Here is a 19,891-nt window from a genome sequence, read left to right as displayed (position 1 = left end):
CGGACCGCTCCCGCCGGCCGGCCTGACCCGCGCGGTCGGGTCAGGCGGCAAGCAGCCCGGAGGAGAGTGCGATCAAGGTGCCGACCACGGCCGAGCAACAGCAGACCAGCAGGCCGGCGACCACCGCGAGGATCAGCCAGACCCGGCGGTCCCGCGCAACGGCCGCCACGCTCGGTCGGCGGGTGTCCTCGGCGGCTCCGCCGTCACTATCCGTAGCCCCGGTCACCCCCGGAAGTCTAGGCCGCGACATCCGCAGCGACCCGGAAAGGCCGAGCCGCCCTGCGCGACCCGGCCAGGATCGCGCCCGATCGTCGGAGTGCGTGGTCTCCCCGGGGACGCCGAGGGGACCACTCCCACCACCGGGCGCGATCACGCTGACCCGACGGGTCAGGCGTGGCCGATGCGGTCCAGGATCCAGGCGTTGATGAACGCCTCCTCGCGCCACGAGTCGTAGCGACCGCTCGGGCCGCCGTGCCCGGCGCCCATCTCGGTCTTCAGCAGGTAGTCGCCGCCCGGGGCGACCGCGCGCAGCCGGGCGATCCACTTCGCCGGCTCCGAGTAGAGCACCCGGGTGTCGTTGAGGCTGGTCACCGCGAGGATCGCGGGATAGTCCACGGCGGCCACGTTCTCGTACGGGGTGTAGGACTTCATGTACGCGTACACCTCGGGGTCGTCGAGGGGGTTGCCCCACTCCTCCCACTCGGTGACCGTCAGCGGCAGCGACGGGTCGAGGATCGACGTGAGCGCGTCCACGAACGGCACCTGCGCCACGATCCCGGCGAACGCGTCCGGAGCGAGGTTGGCCACCGCGCCCATCAGCAGGCCCCCGGCCGACGCGCCCCGGGCGACGAGCCGGTCGCTGGCCGTCCAGCCAGCCTTGACGAGGTGCTGCGCGCACGCCACGAAGTCGGTGAAGGTGTTCTTCTTGGCCAGCAGCTTGCCCTGGTCGTACCACCGCCGGCCCAGCTCGCCGCCGCCGCGGGTGTGCGCCACCGCGAAGACCACGCCCCGGTCCAACAGGGACAGCCGGGCCACCGAGAACCACGGGTCCATGCTGGCCTCGTAGGAGCCGTAGCCGTACAGCTCGCAGGGGGCCGAGCCGTCCCGGGGGGTGCCGACGCGGCAGACCAGTGAGATCGGCACCCGGGTGCCGTCGTCGGCGAGCGCCCAGTCACGGTGCTGCTCGTACTCGGCCGGGTCGTACGGTCGCCCGTCCGGACCGGGCAGCACCGGCTTCTGCTTGAGCAGCACCATCTGCCGAGTGACCAGGTCGTAGTCGTACACCGAGTCGGGGGTGATCAGCGAGGAGTAGCGCAGCCGGACCTGACCGGTGCGGTACTCCGGGTTGGCGTCCAACCCGACGCTGTAGAGCGGCTCGGGGAAGTCGATGTCGTACCCGTCGTCACTGCCCACCGGCAGCACCCGCAGCCCGGTGAGCCCGTCGGTGCGCAGCGACACCACCAGGTGGTTGGCGAAGGCGTCGACGGCCTCCAGCCGGGTGCCGGGGTTGTGCTCGATCAGCGGCACCCAGTCGCCCGGTACGTCCGCCGAGGTGAACGCCAGCGCGAAGTCCTCCGCGCCGTCGTTGTGCAGGATCAGGAAACGGTGGCCGTGGTGCTCCACCGTGTATTCGACGCCCTGTCGGCGGGGGGCGATCACGGCCGGCGCGCCGGTCGGGTTGCCGGCGGGGATCACCAGCACCTCGCTGGTCACCTTGCTGTGCACGTCGATGAGGATGAACTTCTCCGACCGGGTCAGCTCCACCCCGACCCAGAACCGCTCGTCGTCCTCCTGGTGGACCACCACGTCGTCGGCGGCGGCGGAGCCGATGGTGTGCCGCCAGACCCGGTTCGGCCGCCAGGCGTCGTCCACCGTCACGTAGAACAGCACCGAGGCGTCCGACGACCAGGCGGTGCCGTAGAACGTGTCCGGCACCTCGTCCGGCAGCAGCTCGCCGGTGGTCAGGTCCTTCACGCGCAGGGTGAACCGCTCGTCACCGGAGAAGTCGGTGGAGTAGGCCAGCCAGCGGCCGTCCGGGCTGACGTCGAACGCGCCGAGCGAGAAGAAGTCGTGCCCCTCGGCCAGCAGGTTGCCATCGAGCAGCACCTCCTCGCCGTCGAGCGGGGCGCCGTCCGCGCTGACCGGCGGGTCGGTCTCGCCGTCGCGGACCGCCCGGCGGCACTGCACTCCGTACTGCTGTCCCTCGACCGTCCGGGTGTAGTACCAGTGCCCGCCCTTGCGGGTCGGCACCGACAGGTCGGTCTCCTGGGTGCGTCGGCGAGTCTCCTCGAACAGGTCGGCCCGCAGATCGGCCAGGTGCGCGGTGCGCGCGTCGGTGTACTCGTTCTCGGCGGTCAGGTAGGCGATCGTCTCCGGGTCGTCCTTGGCAGCGAGCCAGGCGTACTCGTCGACGACGGTGTCGCCGTGGTGGGTGCGCTCGCTGGGCACCCGCTTCGCCGCGGGCGGGGCAGTCTCGGTGGTCACGGCGGCCACGTTACCGGCCGGCAGCCGCAGCGCGCCGGACCAGCGGCATCCCGATACTCGTCACCACGACTTTCGAACACATGTACGATGGCCGGCATGGCGGCAGCAGCGAGTTCCCTCGGCCGGTCCGGAGCCCTCGAGATCACCCGGCGGTTGGCGGCGATCTGCGGTCCACCGTTCTCCCGGCTGGCCGGGCCCGCCGACGAGGTGGCGGGGCGGCCGGCGCGTTGGGTCGCCGTCCCGGGCGGCCCGCACGCCGCCGCCGAGGTGTTGCGACTGGCCGCCGTGCACGATCTGGCGGTGGTGCCCCGAGGCGCGGGCACGAAGATCGACTGGGGGGCCGCCCCCGTTCAGGTCGACATCCTGCTCGACACCGGCCGGCTGGCCGGCATCGGTCACGAGCCGGTCGACTCGCTGGTGACCGACGTGGGTGCCGGCACTCCACTGCGGGCGGTGCAGGCCACCCTGGAGCGCACCGGGCAGCGGCTCGCGATGGACGCCCCCTCACCCGGTGCGACGCTGGGCGGGGTGCTCGCCGCCGGCGAGGCCGGCCCGCTGCGCCACCGCCACGGCAGCCCCTGCGACCAACTGCTCGGTGTGCGTTACCTCGCCGCCGACGGCGAGCTGATCAGCGTCGGCGGCGGTGCGCCCGGGCTCGACCTGGCCCGCCTGCTCTGCGGCTCCCAGGGCGCGCTCGGCGTGCTGGTGTCGGCGAGCCTGCGGGTGCAGCCGGTGCCGGCGAGCAGGCTCTGGGTCTCCCGCCCGGTGTGGACGCCGTTGGAGGTGCACGACCTGGTCCGGACGATCCTCGCCGCTCGGCTGGAGCCGTCGGCCATCGAGCTGGACCTGCCCGGAGGCACCCCCCGCCCCCGTACGCCGTACCCGCCCGGTCACCCGGCGGCCACCGCCCGGGAACGCCACCCGTCGATGTCCGGCCGGGCCGGCGCCCCGTCCCGGGCCGGCAGCCTGGTGGTGCTGCTGGAGGGCGGTCCCGCCGACGTCACCGAGCGTGCCGAGCGGCTGGTCGGCCTGCTGCACGGGGAGGCGACGATCGCCCACTCCGCGCCGACGTGGTGGCGTCGCTACCCGTTCGCGCCCGGTGACACGGCGCTGCGACTGGAGGTGCCGATCGGCGACCTGCACGCCGCCGTCTACGCGCTGCGCGACGCGGCCGGAGCGCCGGTGCCGGTGCGCGGCTCCGCCGGGCTGGGCGTGGTGCACGCGGCGCTGCCCGGGGCGCTGCCAGCCGACCGGGTGGCGTCCATCCTGGCCGCCGTCAGAGGGGTGTTGTTGGCCCGGCAGGGTCGCTGCGTGGTGGTCTCCGCTCCGGCGGCGGTCCGTCAGGCGGTCGACCTCTGGGGCGAGCTGGCCGGCCTGGCCCAGTTGCGGGCCGCGAAGCGGCACCTGGATCCGGAGCACCGGCTCGCACCCGGCCGGCTTCCCGGCGGCCTGTGAGCCCCGGCCGGCTCCCCGGCGGCCGGTGAGCCCCGGGCCGGCTCCCCGGCGGCCTGCGCGGCCGGGCCGGCAGCGGGTCAGTCCATCCACCACCGGTGCATGTCCAGCAGCGGCGGGGTGAGACGGGCCACCATTACCAGCAGGCCGCCCACCGCGCCGGCCAGCAGCAGTGACCGGGTCACCCGGGGTAGGACCGCGCGCTCCCGGGCGACCACCGCGCCCGCGACGATCGCCAACGGCAGCCCGAGCACCGCACCCGTCAGGTAGAGCACCGCCACCACGGGGTGGAGCACACCGAAGAAGGCGATGTCCTTCGGGTCGTACGCGCCGGTCAGCATCTCGGCCGGGCCGACGCCGGCGCTGGTCATCCGCCCGACGTAGAGCAGCAGCACGGCGAGGAACCCGCCGATGGTCGCGAACTGCGCGGCGATCAGGGCCCGAACCATCGGCCGGGAGTACGACGTGACCTGCGCGACGCTCGTCATGGCCGTCAATCTACCGAGCGGCCTCGAGAACTGGGGGCCGGAGCGACGGTCAGGTCGCGTCGTTACGGAGCACCAGGACGGCGATGTCGTCCCGGGGCGGCTCGACCGAGAAGTTGATCGCTGCGGCGCGCAGTCGGGCGGCCACCACGTCGGCCGAATATCCGGCCAGGGGCGCGGCGGCGTCCCGCAGTCGGTCGGTGCCGAACAGCTCCCGGCCACGCCTCCGCTCGGTGACGCCATCGGTGTAGAAGATCAGCGAGTCGCCCGGTGCGAGCGTGATCTCCGCCGTCGGCGAGGTGATCGTGTCGAGCAGGCCGAGTGCGGTGCCGCCGGTGCCGACGAACCCGGCGCCGCCCGCCGCGGCCAGCAGCACCGGCCGGTCGTGCCCGGCGAGGTGCAGCGAGACGTCCAACCGGTCACCCTCGCCCGGCCCGACCGCTGCCAGCGCCAGCGTGCAGTAGCGGCCGCCACCGCGCTCGACAAGTGTCTCGTTGAGCCGTGCCAGCGCCTCCGGTAACGGTTTGCCGTCGCCGACCAGCACTCGGATCACGTCCCGGACCAGCCCGGTCACCGCGGCGGCCTGGACACCCTTGCCCGAGACGTCACCGATCACCACCAGCCAGCGCCCGTCGGGCAGCGGCACCACGTCGTAGAAGTCGCCACCCACCTCGGCGTCGTCGCCGGTCGGGACGTACTCGGCGGCGAAACCGATCCCGTCCACCAACGGCAGCACCGGCGGCAGCAGAGACTGCTGGAGCGTCTGCGCCACCCGACGGCGTTCGGCGTGGATCCGGGCGTTCTCGATGGCCAATGCGGCCCGCCGGGCCACGTCCTCCAACACGGCCACCTCGTCCGGGTCGTGCCGGTGCCGCTGGTGCCGCCCCACCGCCAGGGTTCCGAGGCGCTGCCCACGGGCGATCAGCGGAACGGCGAAACCCTCCATCGGCCCGCCCAGGGGGATCTGCGCCGCGCTGCGGGACGCCTCGCGGAGGCGGGCCTGGACCGAGTCCGGACCGGTTTCGGCCAGCACCTTGTGCAACTGCGGAAGCATCGACTCGTCGGCGTGGCTGGCCGCCGCCAGCCGGAGTCGACCCCACTCGTCGGTGGTGTGCACGGCGCACCACTGACCGAGTCGCGGCACCACCAGTTGCGGCACGAGCGCCATGGTCAGGTCGACGTCGAGCGACTGGGCCAGCAGTTCGCTCGCCTCGGCCAGGAAGGTCAGCCACACCTGCCGGCGGACGTCGGCCCGGCGCAGCCGGTCGTTCTCCAGGTGCAGCGACAGCCGCTCGGCGGTGAGCACCGCCAAGGGCTGGGCGTACGCCGACGGCGCGGCGTCCAACTCCAACTCCCCGGCGTAGGGGCGGTGCACGGTCAGTGGCACCCGGAGCAGTTCGCTTCCGGGGCGGGGTGGCCGACCGAAGCGGGCCAGCACCTGGCGGCCCTGCCCGTCGCCGCGGTCCAGGCGGATGGTGCCGCCGGCCGCGCCCACCATCTCGGCGACCCGGTTGAGCAGGCTGGTGGCGAAGTCGGGCAACGGGTCGTCCCCGTACAGGTCGGGGGCGGTCTGCATGAGTTCGCTCATCGCGCTGGCGCTCGGCGCGGACCCGTCGGTGCTCGTCCGGGGGCCGACGTTGGCCGGTGTCGAATCGCTGATGCTCCCGCCGGCGGGCAGGTCGGCACCGGGGCGGTCCAGTCGGAACCAGACGCCCTTGCCGGTGGGCAGGTAGGTGGTGCCCCAGCGGCTGGCGAAGTGGTCGACGAGCAACAGGCCCCGGCCCCGCACGGAGACCTCGTTGATCTCGGCGGAGTCGTTGCGGTCGCCGACGGTCAGCTCGTCGCCGGAACCGGGGGCGAAGTCGGAGACGGTGACGGTCAGCCCGATCTCGTCCGCGACGACCTCGATGTCCAGTTCGGTGCGGGCGTGCTCGACGGCGTTGGTGGTCAGCTCGGTGGTGAGCAGCAGCGCCTCGTTGGCCAGTTCGTCGAGGTGTGACTCGGTCAACACCGAGCGGACCACGGCGCGGGCGGCGGCGGGTGTGCGGCGGTCGGCGGGCAGCCGGACACGCCGGACGGCCCCGTCCTGGGCCCCGGCCGTCGCGGGCCCAACCTCGCCTGACACCCCCGTATCCTCCACCGTCGCACTGCCGGCTGCCAAGCCGATCAACGATCCGGCACTGTCGCGTCGCTCAGCGGTCCCGCCGGCGGCGCTGGGGTCGGACGCGTCGAAACGATCGGCGCGGGAGCCGGGCGAGGTTTGCGGCGCGGCGTGCCGGCTCGACGCCGATCGGGCGGGTCGACGGGGCGATCGATGCCATCTGGCGGGTCGCGCACCCTGGCACCACGGCGCGCGCGGGCACAATATGGGGTGCCGGTGTGTCCGCACGGATCGGCGCCCCCGAGTTGAGCGAGGAATGATGACCACGTCTAAGCAGTCGGTGGCGGATCCGTCCGCGCTCGACAACGAGGCGCTCCTCGGTGAGTTGACCGAGGCACTGCGACGGATCGGGCGGGGCGACCTGAAGGTCCGGCTTCCCCGCCGGGCCGGCGCGGCCGGTGAGGTGGCGGACGCCTTCAACGAGGTGGTCTCGCTGCAGGAGCGGCAGTATCTGGACCTGCGGCGGATCAGCCGGATCGTGGGTCGCGACGGCCGGCTCACCGAGCGGCTCGACGACGAGGGGCTGGACGGCTCCTGGGCGGAGGGGCAGCGGGCGATCAACTCGCTGATCGACGACCTGGGTCGACCGACCACGGAGATCGCCCGGGTGATCGTGGCGGTCGCCGACGGTGACCTGTCACAGCACATGGCGTTGGAGATCGACGGTCGGCCGCTGCGCGGTGAGTACCTGCGCATCGGGCGCACCGTGAACACGATGGTGGACCAGCTCTCGTCGTTCTCGAACGAGGTGACACGGGTGGCCCGTGAGGTGGGCACCGAGGGCAAGTTGGGTGGCCAGGCCGACGTGCGGGGCGTCGCCGGCACCTGGAAGGACCTCACCGACTCGGTGAACACCATGGCGTCGAACCTGACCGGCCAGGTGCGGTCGATCTCGCAGGTGGCGACGGCGGTGGCCAAGGGTGACCTGTCGCAGAAGATCACCGTGAGCGCGCGTGGTGAGGTGGCCGAGCTGGCCGCCACGATGAACTACCTCACCGACACGCTGCGGCTCTTCGCCGAGCAGGTGACCCGGGTGGCCCGTGAGGTGGGCACCGAGGGCAAGTTGGGCGGGCAGGCCGAGGTGCCGAACGTGGCCGGCACCTGGAAGGACCTGACCGACAGCGTCAACTCGATGGCGTCGAACCTGACCGCCCAGGTCCGTAACATCGCGCAGGTCTCCACCGCGGTGGCGCGCGGTGACCTGTCGCAAAAGATCACGGTGGCGGCGCAGGGCGAGATCCTGGAGCTGAAGGACACCGTCAACACGATGGTGGACCAGTTGTCGTCGTTCGCCGACGAGGTGACCCGGGTGGCCCGTGAGGTGGGCATCGAGGGCAAGTTGGGCGGCCAGGCCCAGGTGCGCGGCGTCTCCGGCACCTGGCGCGACCTCACCGAGAACGTCAACCAGTTGGCCGGCAACCTGACCAGCCAGGTCCGCAACATCTCCCAGGTCTCCACCGCCGTGGCGAAGGGTGACCTGTCGCAGAAGATCACGGTGGACGCTCAGGGCGAGATCCTGGAGCTGAAGAACACCGTCAACACGATGGTCGACCAGTTGTCGTCGTTCGCCGACGAGGTGACCCGGGTGGCCCGTGAGGTGGGCACCGAGGGCAACCTGGGCGGTCAGGCGCAGGTGAAGGGCGTTTCCGGCACCTGGCGTGACCTGACGGACAACGTGAACTCGATGGCGTCGAACCTGACCAGCCAGGTCCGCAACATCGCCTCGGTGACCACGGCCGTGGCAAAGGGTGACCTGTCGCAGAAGATCACGGTGGACGCGCGGGGCGAGATCCTGGAGTTGAAGTCGACCGTCAACACGATGGTGGACCAGTTGTCGTCGTTCGCCGACGAGGTGACCCGGGTGGCCCGTGAGGTGGGCACCGAGGGCAAGTTGGGCGGTCAGGCCCAGGTGCGCGGGGTCGCGGGCACCTGGCGCGATCTGACCGACAACGTGAACTCGATGGCGTCGAACCTGACCGCCCAGGTCCGCAACATCGCCCAGGTCTCGACGGCGGTGGCGAAGGGCGACCTGTCGCAGAAGATCACGGTGGACGCGCGGGGCGAGATCCTGGAGTTGAAGTCGACCGTCAACACGATGGTGGACCAGTTGTCGTCGTTCGCCGACGAGGTGACCCGGGTGGCCCGCGAAGTGGGCACCGAGGGCAAGCTCGGTGGTCAGGCGCAGGTCAAGGGCGTCTCCGGTACGTGGCGGGACCTGACCGACAACGTGAACTCGATGGCGTCGAACCTGACCAGCCAGGTCCGCAACATCGCCTCGGTGACCACCGCCGTGGCGAAGGGCGACCTGTCGCAGAAGATCACCGTGGACGCCCAGGGCGAGATCCTGGAGCTGAAGTCGACCGTCAACACGATGGTGGACCAGTTGTCGTCGTTCGCCGACGAGGTGACCCGGGTGGCCCGCGAGGTCGGTATCGAGGGCAAGCTCGGTGGTCAGGCGCAGGTGAAGGGCGTCTCCGGGACCTGGCGCGACCTCACCGAGAACGTCAACCAGCTCGCCTCGACGCTGACCACGCAGTTGCGGGCCATCGCCCAGGTGTCCACGTCGGTGACCCGGGGCGACCTGACCCAGCGGATCGCGGTCAAGGCGCAGGGCGAGGTCGCCGAGCTGAAGGACAACATCAACCAGATGATCGTCACCCTTCGGGAGACGACCAAGAAGAACGCCGAGCAGGGCTGGCTGGACTCCAACCTGGCCCGGATCGGCGGCCTGTTGCAGGGCCAGCGCGACCTCGGCGAGGTCTGCCGCATGATCATGACGGAGGTGACTCCACTGGTCGACGCCCAGCTCGGTGCGTTCTTCCTGGCCGACGACACCGACGGCAGCATGCGGCTGCGGCTGACCTCCTCGTACGGGTACGTGGCGCGGGGGCACGACGTCACCTTCGGGCCGGGTGAGGGGCTGGTCGGGCAGACCGCGCTCTCCCGTCGCACGATCCGGGTCAGCGCCTCCCCGAACAGTCGGCTCACCCTCCGGTCCGGCCTCGCCGAGACACCCCCGTCCGACCTGGTGGTGCTCCCCGTCCTGTTCGAGGGCGAACTGCTCGGGGTGATCGAGTTCGCCAGCGTGTCGGCCTTCTCCGAACTGCACCTGTCGTTCCTGGAGCGGCTGGTGCTCACCATCGGCATCGCGGTCAACACCATCCAGGCCAACCGGCGTACGGAGGAGCTGCTGGCCCAGTCGCAGCGGCTGGCGCACGAAATGCAGGAGCAGTCGGCGGAGTTGCAGCGCACCAACGCCGAGCTGGAGGAGAAGGCCACTCTGCTGTCCGAGCAGAAGGGGAACATCGAGACGAAGAACCGGGAGATCGAGCTGGCGCGGCTGGGCCTGGAGGAGAAGGCGCAGCAGCTGACCCGGGCGTCGGCGTACAAGTCGGAGTTCCTGGCCAACATGAGCCACGAGCTGCGGACTCCGCTGAACTCGTTGCTGCTGCTGGCCCGTCTGCTGGCCGAGAACTCGGAGCAGAACCTCAGCCCGAAGCAGATCGAGTTCGCCCGGACCATCCACGGGTCCGGCTCCGACCTGCTGCGACTGATCGACGACATCCTCGACCTGTCCAAGATCGAGGCGGGCCGGATGGACGTCGAGCCGACCGAGATCCGCTTCACCGAGCTGCGCGGCTACGTCGAGCAGGCGTTCGCGCCGCAGGCCGAGGAGAAGAACCTGGACTTCCAGGTACGGGTGAGCAAGGATCTGCCGCCGGCGTTGGTGACCGACGCGCAACGGTTGCAGCAGATCCTGCGCAACCTGCTCTCCAACGCGGTGAAGTTCACCGACAACGGTGCGGTGACACTGCGGATCGCCCCGGCCGCGGAGAACGCGGTGTTCGACGTGCCGGCGCTGACGAACGCTCAGCAGGTGATCGCGTTCACCGTGATCGACACCGGGATCGGCATCTCCGACGACAAGTTGTCGATCATCTTCGAGGCGTTCCAGCAGGCCGATGGCACGACCAGTCGCCGGTACGGCGGCACCGGCCTGGGCCTGTCGATCAGCCGCGATCTGGCCCGACTGATCGGCGGCACCATCACCGTCTCGTCCGCCCCGGGCCAGGGCTCGACCTTCACCCTGTTCGTGCCGCAGGTGCTGGCCCCGGACGCGGTGGTCGTGCCGCAGACGCCGTCGCCGCAGCGTGCCGGGCTGCCGTCGTCGCTGTTGATGCCGCCGCTGGAGTTGCTGCCGGAACGCCCGGAGGCACCGGTCACCCGTCAACTGGACGGCGCCACGGTGCTGATCGTGGACGACGACGTCCGCAACGTCTTCGCCTTGACCAGCGCATTGGAGCTGCACGGGATGACCGTGCTGTACTCGGACAACGGGGCGGACGGTGTCCGTCTGCTGGCCGAGCATCCGGAGGTGGACATCGTGCTGATGGACGCCATGATGCCCGACCAGGACGGTTACGAGACCACCCGCCAGATTCGCCGCAACCACCGGTTCGCCGACCTCCCGGTGGTCTTCCTGACCGCGAAGGCGATGCCGGGTGACCGTGAGTCGGCGCTCGCTGCCGGGGGCAGCGACTACATCACCAAGCCGGTCGACCTGGACGACCTGATCGAGTTGATGTCGTCCTGGATCAACGGCAGCCGGACCGAGGAGACTTCGTGACCCAGATGGCCAAAGCGCTGCTCGTTGACGACCGGCGGCAGAACCTGACGGCCCTGGAGGCGATTCTCCAGGGCCTGCCGGTCCAGTCCGTGGCGGTGGAGAGCGGCGAGGCGGCGCTCAAGCAGCTGCTGGTGGACGACTTCGCGGTGATCCTGTTGGACGCGCAGATGCCGGACATGGACGGCTTCGAGACGGCGAGCCACATCAAGCGCCGCGAGCGGACCCGGCACGTGCCGATCATCTTCCTCACCGCCGCCGACCGGGACGCCCAGCTCGCCCTCCGGGGTTACCAGGTGGGCGCGGTGGACTACCTCACCAAGCCGTTCGACCCGTGGGTGCTCCGGGCCAAGGTGTCGGTCTTCGTCGAGCTGTGGGTGAAGACCCGGCAGTTGGCGACCCAGTCGGATCTGGTCCGGGAGCGCGACACGCAGTGGCGGCGGCTCACCGACGCGGTCGACGAGGCCACCGCCCAGCTCCGCTCGGACGACCCGGAGGTCCGCGACCGGGCGGTGCGGCTGCTTGAGCAGGCCCGCTGGGGCAACACCGACTGACGCGGTGGGGCGGGGCGGCTCAGCCGGTGGGCTGGTCGTTACGGATCATCAGCGCACTGCGCAGGCCGGTGATGTCCAGTACGCGGATCAGGAAGTCGCCCACGTGCGTCAGCATCAGCAGGCTCTGGGCGTGGCTGGCCTTGCGGCTGAGCACCACCAGGGTGCCCAGGCCCTGTGAGTCGCAGAAGGTGACGCCGCCGAGGTCGAGGATGATCTTCGGGGGTGGGTCGGCCAGCACCTCGTTGACGACGGTGGAGAGCTGGGCCGCAGTGAGCATGTCGATCTCACCGGCCAGGCGCAAGACTGCTTCGTCGCCCGTCCGGTGTAGCGTGATGGACAGTTCGGCACGATCCACCCGGTCAGCCTAGCGCGATCCGACCGACCTGGCCTGTCGAGGCCGTGAGCCGTCGCCGTCCAGGCCACGAGGCCCCCGGTGTCGGCGCTGCTGACCGGCGCGGGTCACAGGTGAGCCGGGTAACCCCACCACGGGGTGGCTGCTGGTTGACCGTCCGGCGCTGTCACAATGGCGGCATCGTGACCGACATCTTTTCCGCCGGATCAGGCCGCTACCCAGCCGATGCGCCGGCCTCCGAGGCCCTGTTCGACCGCGCCCGCGACATCGTGCCGGGCGGGGTGAACTCCCCTGTGCGCGCCTTCCAGGCGGTCGGCGGCACCCCGCGTTTCATGGTCCGTGGTGAGGGCCCGTGGCTCTACGACGCCGACGGTCGCCGCTACGTCGACCTGGTCTGCTCCTGGGGCCCGCTGATCCTCGGGCACGCCCACCCGCAGGTGGTGGAGGCCGTCCAGGCCGCCGCCGCCCGGGGCACCAGCTTCGGCACGCCCACCCCCGGTGAAGTGGAGTTGGCCGCCGAAATCGTCGCCCGGACCCCGGTCGAGCAGGTCCGCCTGGTCAACTCGGGCACCGAGGCGACCATGTCGGCGATCCGGTTGGCCCGCGGCTTCACCGGCCGCTCGAAGATCATCAAGTTCGCCGGTTGCTACCACGGCCACGTCGACGCGCTGCTCGCCGCCGCCGGCTCCGGCGTGGCCACCCTGGGCCTGCCCGACTCGCCCGGCGTGACCGGCGCGGCGGCCAGCGAGACGATCGTGCTTCCGTACAACGACATCCGGGCTGTCGAGGAGGCATTCGCCGCCGAGGGCCCGCACATCGCCGCGGTGATCACCGAGGCCGCCGCCGGCAACATGGGCGTGGTGGCCCCCCGCGACGGCTTCAACCAGCAGCTCGCCCGGATCGCGCACGCCCACGGCGCCCTGTTGGTGGTGGACGAGGTGATGACCGGGTTCCGGGTCTCCCGCGCCGGGTGGCACGGCCTCGACGCCTCCGACGCTGACCTGTGGACGTACGGCAAGGTCATGGGTGGCGGCCTGCCCGCCGCGGCGTTCGGCGGGCGCGCGGACATCATGGCGCGGCTCGCGCCGGCCGGCCCGGTCTACCAGGCCGGCACCCTCTCCGGTAACCCGCTGGCCTGCGCCGCCGGCCTGGCGACCCTGCGGCTCGCCGACGACGCGCTGTACCGCAAGCTCGACGACACGGCCGCCGCCGTGGGCAAGCTGGCGTCCGACGCGTTGGCCGCCGCCGGGGTCCCGCACCGACTGTCGTACGCGGGCAGCATGTTCTCGATCTTCTTCACCGACGCCGACGTGGTCGACTACGACAGCGCGCGCACCCAGCAGGTGCCCGCGTTCAAGGCGTTCTTCCACGCGATGCTCGCCGCCGGCGTCTACCTGCCGCCGAGCGCGTTCGAGTCGTGGTTCGTCTCGGCGGCGATCGACGACGCCGCTCTGGAGCACATCGCCGCCGCACTGCCCACCGCGGCGAACGCGGCGGCAGCGGCTGGTCACGGGGGGTAGACAACCTTGAGCAAGACTGTGGTGCACGTGCTGCGGCACGGCGAGGTGCACAACCCCGACCAGATCCTCTACGGCCGGCTGCCCGGTTTCCGCCTCTCCGAGCTGGGTGTGCAGATGGCCAAGGCCGCTGCGGAGGGCCTGGCCGACCGGGAGATCGTGCACGTGGTGGCCAGCCCGCTGGAGCGCGCCCAGCAGACCGCCGAGCCGATCGCCGCCCAGTTCGGGCTGCCGGTCGGGGTGGACGAGCGGCTGATCGAGAGCGCCAACTGGTTCGAGGGCAAGAAGGTCTCCCCGGGTGACGGGTCGTTCCGCGACCCGCGCAACTGGTGGGTGCTGCGCGACCCGGTGACCCCGTCCTGGGGTGAGGCGTACCGGGTGATCGCCGAGCGGATGTTCGCCGCCGTGCACGCCGCCCGGGTCGCCGCCGAGGGGCGCGAGGCGGTGCTGGTGTCGCACCAGCTCCCGATCTGGACGTTGCGCCGTCACGTCGAGCGCAAGCGGCTCTGGCACGACCCCCGCAAGCGGCAGTGCGGGCTGGCGAGTCTCACCTCGTTCCACTTCGACGGCGCGAAGGTGGCGGGCATCGGCTACAGCGAGCCGGCCGCGCACCTGATCGCTCTCTCCGCGACCGCCCGGACGGCCAAGGGGGCCTGATGAACGCCCGGAGGTGGACCGCCGGTCTGCTCGCCACCGTCGCCGCGGTGGCGTTGGTCGGCTGCACGTCCGGGGGCGACGGGGAGAAGCAGTGCACCAGTGATGGCCTCACGATCACCTGTGCGCCGGACCAGCGGTCGAAGACGCCCAAGGTGGTCGGCGAACTTCTCACCGGTGGCCGGTACGACATCTCCCAGGCACGCGGCCAGGTCGTCGTCGTCAACTTCTGGGGTTCCTGGTGCGCGCCCTGCCGTGCGGAGGCTGACGACCTGGAGGACACCTACCAGGCCACCAAGGCGTCCGGGGTGACCTTCCTCGGCGTGAACGTGCAGGACAGCAAGGACAAGGCGATCGCCTTCGAGCGGGGGCGGGTCACCTACCCGAGCATCTTCGACCCGTCCAGCAGCCAGGCGCTGAACTTCGACATCCCGCCCAACTCCACACCGGCGACGGTGGTCCTCGACCGCGACGGCCGGATCGCCGTGGTGATCCGTCGCGCCACGACCAGGGACGAGCTACGGCCGATCGTCGAACGGGTCGCCGCCGAGAAGCCGGCGTCGAACTGATGGGCGAGACCTTCAAGGAGTTGGCCCTCAGCGGGCCGCTGCTGCTCGCCATCGGCGCGGCGGCGCTCGCCGGCCTGGTCAGCTTCCTCTCCCCGTGCGTCCTCCCGCTCGTCCCCGGCTACCTGTCGTACGTGACCGGTCTGGCCGGGGCCGACCTGGAGGGCCGGCGGCCGCAGGCCGATCCCGAGCCGGCCGGCGGGGGTGTCGCGGTCAAGGAACGGGTCGCGCGGGTCGGCGCGGTCAAGGGTCGGGTGCTCGCCGGGACGCTGCTCTTCATCGGCGGCTTCACAGCCGTCTTCGTGGCCACCGCGATCCTCTTCGCCAGCATCGGTCGGGTGTTCTTCGACTACAAGCGCGAGTTGCAGATCGGCGTCGGCGTGCTGGTCATCGTGGCGGGGTTGAGCTACCTCGGGATGATCCCGGCCCTGCAGCGGGAGTTCCGGATCTCCCGGCTGCCGTCGGCGGGGCTGCTCGGCGCACCGGTCTTCGGGGCGGTCTTCGCACTCAGTTGGGTGCCCTGCACCGGCCCCACCCTCGGCGCGGTGATGGGCATGGCCACCGCCAGCGGCCAGACCGATCGCGCCGTGGTGCTCGCCGTGGCGTACTGCCTCGGGTTGGGGATACCGTTCGTCGTCTTCGGGCTGGGCTTCGAACGCCTGCTCGGGGTCTTCCGCGCCGTCCGGCGCCACAGCCGCTGGGTCACCCGGGTCGGCGGCGCCCTGCTCATCCTGATCGGTCTGGCCCTGGTCACCGGCGGATGGCAGAGCTTCGTGATCTGGCTGCAGACCACCGTCGGGGTGGGCGAGGTGAGCATCTGATGACGGTCGTCGACGACCGACCGGAAACCGCGGCGCCCGCGCCACGCCGCCGGCCGAACCGGCTGCTGGCCCTGCTGCGCAACTCGTGGCGGCAGCTCACCAGCATGCGTACGGCGCTGATCCTGCTCTTCCTGCTCGCCATCGCCGCCATCCCCGGCTCGGTGCTGCCGCAGCGCGGAATCAGCCCGGAGAAGGTCAACGAGTACTTCGTCGACCACCCGGACTGGGCCCCCCGCCTGGACCGGATCGGCGCGTTCGAGGTCTTCGGGTCGGTCTGGTTCTCCGCGATCTACCTGCTGCTGTTCACCTCCCTGATCGGCTGCATCACGCCCCGACTGCGCGACCACGTCCGCACGCTGCGGTCCCGTCCGCCGGCCGCACCGAAGCGGATGACCCGGCTGCCGCAGCACACGGTGCTGCCCGCCCCGCCCGGTGGGACGGCGGCGATCGCGGAGGTGCTGCGCAAGCAGCGCTGGCGCGTCGAGGTAGGCGGCGACGAGGTCTCCGCCGAGAAGGGCTACCTCAAGGAAACCGGCAACCTGCTGTTCCACACCTCGCTGATCGCGGTGCTGATCGGGGTGGCGCTCGGCTCCTGGTACGGCTGGAGCGGCAACCGGCTGCTGGTGGCCGGCGCGGACAACGCGTTCTGCAACACCCGCCAGCAGTACGCCGAGGCGAAGCTCGGCCCCCAGGTGGACAGCGCCGACCTGCCCGGCTTCTGCCTGCGGCTGGACGACTTCCAGGCCCGGTTCCTGGAAACCGGTCAGCCGGAGTTCTTCAACGCCAGGGTGACCGTCAACGGCCCGGACGAGCCGACCCGCAGCGCCGACTTCTCGGTGAACTCGCCGCTGCGCCTCAACGGCGCGAGCGTCTACCTGCTCGGCCACGGGTACGCCCCGGTGATCCGCTACACCGACCGGTTCGGCAACAGCCAGATCAGTGACGAGCCGTTCCTGACCACCGGCGACATGGGCCTGACCAGCGAGGGGCTGGCGGCCTTCCCGGACGCGAACGTCGACCCGGCGACCGGCCGGCGCGCGCCGGATCTGCAGATGGCGTTCACCGGCATCTACCTGCCCACCGCGCCGGAGCAGGCGCCGTTCGTCCGCTCGCAGTACCCGACCGAGCGCAACCCGGCGCTGAACCTGGTCGCCTACCGCGGCAACCTCGGTCTGGACGCCGGTATCCCCGGCTCGGTCTACCAGCTCGACCAGCGGCAGGTGCGGGCCGGCAAGGTCAAGGAGGTCGGCACCAAACTGCTCCGCAAGGGCGAGACCTGGAAGCTCGACGACGGCACGACAGTCGAGTTCCTGGGCACCGAGCGGTACGTCACCCTCTCCGTCCGGCACGATCCCGGCTCGACGATGCTGCTGGTCAGCTGCGGCGTCCTGCTGGTCGGGCTGATGGGTTCGCTGTTCGGCAAGCGCCGCCGGGTGTTCTTCCGGGTGGTGCCGGCCGACCCCGGGGAAGGATCTCCGACGAGCGGTAGTAGCTTGATGGAGGTCGGTGGGTTGCCGCGTACCGACTATCCAGGGTTCGCCGACGAGTTCACCCAGCTGGTCGCCGCCGTCAGCGGTGCCGACCGGGCTGGTGCTGGCGCTGACTCCGCTGACCGGGCCGGCGTGCGAGAAGGAGCCGAGTGATGTCCGCACTCTCCGACAATCTGGTGACATTCGCGATCCTGGCGTACCTGGTCGCGATGATCGGCCACGCCGTCGAGTACGCGCTGGGCAACGCCCGTACCCGGGTCGCCACGGCGGCTCCGGCGCGTGAGTTGGTCGGTGCCGGTGGCGTCCCGACGCCGCCCGCGCCGGTCCCGTCGCCACCGACGGTCGACCGCTCGGCCGGGCGGGCGCGGCTCGCGGGCCTGATCGGAGTGGGCGCCACCGCGGTGGCCGCCGCGCTGCACCTGGCGGCACTGGTCACCCGTGGGCTTGCCGCGGACCGGATGCCGTGGGGCAACATGTACGAGTTCGTGCTCACTGTGACGTTCATCGGGGTGGCCGCCTGGCTGGTGGTGCTCTGGAAGCGGCCGTCGCTGCGTAAGCTCGGGCTCTTCCTCACCCTGGTGATGGTGCTGCTGGTCGCCACCGCCGAGCTGGTGCTGTACGTGCCGATCGTGCCGCTGGTGCCGGCACTGAACTCGTACTGGTTCATCATCCACGTCTCGACGATCGTCTTCGCGTCCGGCATCTTCCTGCTCGGCGTGGTGCCGGCGGTCGGTTTCCTGATGCGCAACGGGTTCGAGCAGGGCAAGCGGAGCTTCCCGTACACCCTGGCCAAGCGGCTGCCCGGCGCGGCCGGCCTGGAGCGGCTGACCTTCGCGCTGCACGCCTTCGCGTTCCCGATCTTCACCTTCGCGGTGATCGCCGGTGCCATCTGGGCCGAGGCGGCCTGGGGACGGCCGTGGGGCTGGGACCCGAAGGAGACCTGGGCGTTCATCTCCTGGGTGGTCTACGCCGGCTACCTGCACGCCCGCGCGACGCCCAGCGTGAAGCGCAACGTGGCCACCTGGATCGCGGTGCTCGGCTTCCTCACCGTGCTGATGAACCTGTTCGGCGTGAACATCTTCTTCACCGGCCTGCACTCGTACGGCGGGCTGGACTGATCCTGGCAACGCGGTACGGGCCGGTCACGGGTGCGTCCGTGCCCGGCCCGCGTCTACCGGGTGGGTCGCCAGGTCCGCATGGCCCGCTCGACCTGGACGGTGACCTGGTAGGACACCTCCGGTAGATCCGCCAGCTCGATCCGCTCGCCGCGCATCGCCAGTTGGGCGTGCAGCTCCCGGGCGACGGCGTCACGTAGCTCGACCAGCAGGGGCGACAACCCGTCCGGGTCGCCGACGACGTACGCGTCCGACATGAAGCCACTCTGCTCCCGCGTCCCGCCGTTCGGCCAGGCACGGTGAGATGTGCCTGCCGGGCTTGACTCGGCCCTGGGCGGCGATATGGCGGTGTCCCGCGCGTGGTCGCCCGTTGATCCACTCGGCTTTCAGGTGGTCGGGGTGTCCTGCGGCCCGGGACACCCCGACTTCGCGAAACCCGAGTGGATCTTGTGCTTGCCGGCCACCCCCGGGTCGGGTCGCAGCTCGCGTTACCCCGATATGCGCGTCACGGCCTGACGCAGCGTTGAGTGCTCGCTACCGTGCGGCAGGTGGGGTTGCACAACCCTGACAATCGCGGCGGAAGGTGGGTGCGGTGACCACAAGGGTGTCCACGGCGGCGCTGATCCGGGAGCAGCTGCGGCGGTCCCGGCTCGCAGCCGGGCTGACTCAGGAGGAGTACGGCAAACGCGCGCACTACTCGCCGTCCATGGTGTCGGCCGTCGAGTTGGGGCAGACGGCACCCAACGAGGCGTACCTGAAGCGGGCTGACGAGGTGCTCGACACCGGCGGCTTGCTGACCTCGCTCCGCGACCTGGGCCGCCGCGACGGCGAGCCGGTCTGGTTCCGCCCGTGGCTGGAGGTCGAGCGGGTCGCCACCCAACTGCGATGCTTCGGCGCGACGATGGTTCCCGGGCTGTTGCAGACCGCCGACTACGCCCGGGCGGTGTTCCGGCTCGACCTGGGGCTGACCGCTGACCGGGTGGAGGAGTTGGTGGCGGCCCGGCTGGAGCGGCAGACGATCCTCGACCACGAGCACCCACCGCAGCTCACCGCCGTGATCGACGAGGCCGCGCTACAGCGCTTCGCGGAGGGGTGCGCCGGGGTGCTGGCCGAGCAGCTCCGGCACCTGGTGGCGTGCGCCCGCCGCCCGCACATCAGGGTGCACGTGCTGCCACAGGGTGTGGGCCTGCACGCCGGCCTCTTCGGGCCGTTCATCCTCGGCCGCACCGCCGACGGCAGTTGGCTCGGCTTCCTCGACAACCAGACCGGCGGAACCGCAGTGGACGACATCTTCGAGGTGGCGACCCTGCTCGGAAGGTGGGAGAGTCTGCGCAGTGACGCGCTGCCCCGGCAGCAGTCGATCGACCTGCTCGAGGAGATCGTGAAGCCATGGATCTGACCGGAGCCCGCTGGCGCAAGTCCACCCGGAGCGGCAACGACGCCGGCGCGTGCGTCGAGGTCGCCGACAATCTAGCCGGCCGGGTGCACGTCCGCGATTCCAAGGACCGCGACGGCGGCCTGCTGACCTTTGCCCCGGCCGCGTGGCGGGCCTTCGTCGAGCTGGCCCGCACCCACTGACGGGCTACTCAGCCGGCTAGCCGCAGGCGTCCCCGCAC

The 19,891-nt window shown here is 71.2% G+C and carries 17 protein-coding genes; 11 read left to right on the top strand and 6 right to left on the bottom strand.

Annotated features, from left to right (window positions below):
• Positions 1-40: 40 nt before the first annotated feature.
• Together AB0877_RS02500 and AB0877_RS02495 are read right to left on the bottom strand one after the other, a co-directional pair.
• Positions 41-226 (bottom strand): hypothetical protein, encoded by a 186-nt coding sequence (locus tag AB0877_RS02500; protein ID WP_366605911.1) that lies wholly within the window; start codon positions 224-226, stop codon positions 41-43.
• A 161-nt stretch (positions 227-387) separates the two neighbouring features.
• Complete coding sequence (locus AB0877_RS02495; protein WP_366605910.1) at positions 388-2,484, bottom strand: S9 family peptidase; 2,097 nt, start codon at positions 2,482-2,484, stop codon at positions 388-390.
• Positions 2,485-2,580: 96 nt separating this feature from the next.
• On the opposite strand from AB0877_RS02495, the gene AB0877_RS02490 reads away from it, so the two are divergent.
• Complete coding sequence (locus AB0877_RS02490; protein WP_366605908.1) at positions 2,581-3,939, top strand: FAD-binding oxidoreductase; 1,359 nt, start codon at positions 2,581-2,583, stop codon at positions 3,937-3,939.
• Positions 3,940-4,016: 77 nt separating this feature from the next.
• Here the strand turns inward: AB0877_RS02490 and AB0877_RS02485 are convergent, their stop codons facing one another.
• On the bottom strand, positions 4,017-4,424 hold the full coding sequence (locus AB0877_RS02485; RefSeq protein ID WP_366605907.1) for a hypothetical protein: 408 nt from the start codon (positions 4,422-4,424) through the stop codon (positions 4,017-4,019).
• Between the two features lie 49 nt (positions 4,425-4,473).
• Complete coding sequence (locus tag AB0877_RS02480) at positions 4,474-6,546, bottom strand: SpoIIE family protein phosphatase (protein ID WP_366605906.1); 2,073 nt, start codon at positions 6,544-6,546, stop codon at positions 4,474-4,476.
• Between the two features lie 295 nt (positions 6,547-6,841).
• Here AB0877_RS02480 and AB0877_RS02475 point away from each other — a divergent pair, with 295 nt between their 5' ends.
• On the top strand, positions 6,842-11,209 hold the full coding sequence (locus AB0877_RS02475; RefSeq protein ID WP_366605904.1) for a HAMP domain-containing protein: 4,368 nt from the start codon (positions 6,842-6,844) through the stop codon (positions 11,207-11,209).
• The gene (locus AB0877_RS02470; protein WP_366605903.1) at positions 11,206-11,760 is read left to right on the top strand and encodes a response regulator; all 555 of its coding nucleotides are present in this window, start codon (positions 11,206-11,208) and stop codon (positions 11,758-11,760) included. Before AB0877_RS02475 ends, AB0877_RS02470 begins: the two co-directional genes overlap by 4 nt.
• 19 nt (positions 11,761-11,779) lie before the next feature.
• On the opposite strand, the gene AB0877_RS02465 is transcribed toward AB0877_RS02470, so the two are convergent.
• Positions 11,780-12,115, bottom strand: a complete 336-nt coding sequence (locus tag AB0877_RS02465; protein WP_355004798.1) for an STAS domain-containing protein — start codon at positions 12,113-12,115, stop codon at positions 11,780-11,782.
• Between the two features lie 179 nt (positions 12,116-12,294).
• Here AB0877_RS02465 and hemL point away from each other — a divergent pair, with 179 nt between their 5' ends.
• From hemL to ccsB, 6 genes are read left to right on the top strand one after another with little or no spacing between them, the layout of a single operon-like run.
• Positions 12,295-13,632 carry a glutamate-1-semialdehyde 2,1-aminomutase gene (gene hemL / locus AB0877_RS02460; protein WP_366605901.1) on the top strand — a complete coding sequence of 446 codons (1,338 nt, stop codon included), beginning with the start codon at positions 12,295-12,297 and terminating at the stop codon, positions 13,630-13,632.
• Between the two features lie 6 nt (positions 13,633-13,638).
• Positions 13,639-14,286, top strand: a complete 648-nt coding sequence (locus AB0877_RS02455; RefSeq protein ID WP_007454496.1) for a histidine phosphatase family protein — start codon at positions 13,639-13,641, stop codon at positions 14,284-14,286.
• Positions 14,286-14,852, top strand: a complete 567-nt coding sequence (locus AB0877_RS02450; protein WP_366605899.1) for a TlpA disulfide reductase family protein — start codon at positions 14,286-14,288, stop codon at positions 14,850-14,852. The genes AB0877_RS02455 and AB0877_RS02450 overlap by 1 nt, the downstream gene beginning before the upstream one ends.
• Positions 14,852-15,670, top strand: coding sequence for a cytochrome c biogenesis protein CcdA (locus tag AB0877_RS02445; RefSeq protein WP_366605898.1), 819 nt, complete (start codon positions 14,852-14,854; stop codon positions 15,668-15,670). Before AB0877_RS02450 ends, AB0877_RS02445 begins: the two co-directional genes overlap by 1 nt.
• Entirely contained in the window at positions 15,670-17,313 is a 1,644-nt protein-coding gene (locus AB0877_RS02440; protein ID WP_366605896.1) for a cytochrome c biogenesis protein ResB, read from the top strand. The genes AB0877_RS02445 and AB0877_RS02440 overlap by 1 nt, the downstream gene beginning before the upstream one ends.
• A complete protein-coding gene (gene ccsB, locus AB0877_RS02435) occupies positions 17,313-18,278 on the top strand; it encodes a c-type cytochrome biogenesis protein CcsB (RefSeq protein WP_366605894.1) in 966 nt (321 codons plus the stop codon). The genes AB0877_RS02440 and ccsB overlap by 1 nt, the downstream gene beginning before the upstream one ends.
• Positions 18,279-18,331: 53 nt before the next feature.
• On the opposite strand, the gene AB0877_RS02430 is transcribed toward ccsB, so the two are convergent.
• On the bottom strand, positions 18,332-18,532 hold the full coding sequence (locus tag AB0877_RS02430) for a hypothetical protein (protein ID WP_366605892.1): 201 nt from the start codon (positions 18,530-18,532) through the stop codon (positions 18,332-18,334).
• A 335-nt stretch (positions 18,533-18,867) separates the two neighbouring features.
• On the opposite strand from AB0877_RS02430, the gene AB0877_RS02425 reads away from it, so the two are divergent.
• Together AB0877_RS02425 and AB0877_RS02420 are read left to right on the top strand one after the other, a co-directional pair.
• Complete coding sequence (locus AB0877_RS02425) at positions 18,868-19,674, top strand: helix-turn-helix transcriptional regulator (RefSeq protein WP_366605891.1); 807 nt, start codon at positions 18,868-18,870, stop codon at positions 19,672-19,674.
• Positions 19,665-19,853 (top strand): DUF397 domain-containing protein, encoded by a 189-nt coding sequence (locus AB0877_RS02420; RefSeq protein WP_366605889.1) that lies wholly within the window; start codon positions 19,665-19,667, stop codon positions 19,851-19,853. Before AB0877_RS02425 ends, AB0877_RS02420 begins: the two co-directional genes overlap by 10 nt.
• Positions 19,854-19,891: the final 38 nt, after the last annotated feature.

Origin of the sequence: Micromonospora sp. NPDC047644, assembly GCF_040704315.1 — a bacterium.
Lineage (GTDB): Bacteria > Actinomycetota > Actinomycetes > Mycobacteriales > Micromonosporaceae > Micromonospora.
Note: the sequence above shows the minus strand (reverse complement) of the source record. Positions and strands in the feature narration are given on the sequence as shown.